The 1,125-nt window shown below is 62.3% G+C and carries 1 protein-coding gene; it reads right to left on the reverse strand.

What is annotated here, in order from left to right; all coding sequences use genetic code 11:
* Positions 1 to 1,125 (reverse strand): hypothetical protein (locus EN781_RS34650; RefSeq protein ID WP_210213517.1); only part of this gene is annotated, 1,125 nt, incomplete at both ends.

The following is a 1,125-nucleotide window of genomic DNA, read 5'->3' on the forward strand; positions in this document are numbered from 1 at the left end:
AGCGGGTCCTTCCCGATCACCACGATCTGGGTGGAGGCCGGATTGCCGAACATCATGAACAGGTTGCTGCCGGAGGGTGCCCCGGCGAAGCTGAAATTCACCTCCGCGGGCGGAGGATTCTCGAGAACATCGAAGGTGTAGTTGCCGCCCGACAGGGTCAGCTTGAAGAAATCGATGTCTCCGGCGTTGTGTGTGCCGCTACTATCAACATCCTTGAAGTAGGTAGCGACGGTGTTGCTGTTCGTAAGGTCCCTGAGCAGTGTTACCTGCGAGGATGTGCCGTCCAATATCGTCACGGTCGCTGGGGAGCTCGTGATGCTATAGGTTGCCGGTTCATCCGCCCCGACCACCCCGCTGAGCGTGTTGGTCTTGCTGCTGCCGGAAGCGAAGTCCACCAGCCCGTCGCTGATAAGCCCGATGGTCGGCACGTCGTTCTCGATCGTGACCGACGCTCCGGCGTCGATCACCACGCTGTCGCCGTCAAAGTCGGTCGCTGCGAACACCGACGCCAAGCTCAGCGCGATCGTCTCCGCGTCGCCCCCGCCGGTCGCCAGCGGCGTGTGGTCGATCTGATCGAGCAGCGTGAAGGTGAATGCGTCGTCGGCCGTGCCCAGCTTCGTGTCAGCACCCGCCGTCTGCACCAGCGTGAACACCGTCCGCCCGTCCGCCACGCCGTTCACGTGCGTTGCATCAACGAAGTCGAACAGGATGCTGGATCCTTTCGAGTCCAGCCCCGTGTCCACGTTGTCGATCAACGGATTGAGCGACACCGTCACCGGTTGGTCGGCGCCTGCATTCACCAGGCCCGCAATCTGCGCACCGGTAAACGCCGCTACCGTGGTCGTCGCGTCGTTGTCCGTAATGCCCGTCGACAGACCCGTCAACTCGTCCTCATCAACGTTTACGTTCACCGTGGCCGCGTTATTAAGCGGTCCGTCGTCCTCGAAGTGGACAGCCGTGCCGACCACGGCGCTCGCGGCGTTGGGGCTGCTCAAGCTGAACCCGCCGATATCGAAGGTGTTGTTGTCGTTGCCGGAAACGCCATCGGCGTTGCTGACGTTTTCGATCAGCACGCGGTCATGGGTTCCGCTCGTCGTCCACTGCACCTTGTCGCCGGTGCTCAGG

Origin of the sequence: Mesorhizobium sp. M4A.F.Ca.ET.090.04.2.1 (assembly GCF_003999085.1) — a bacterium.
GTDB lineage: Bacteria > Pseudomonadota > Alphaproteobacteria > Rhizobiales > Rhizobiaceae > Mesorhizobium.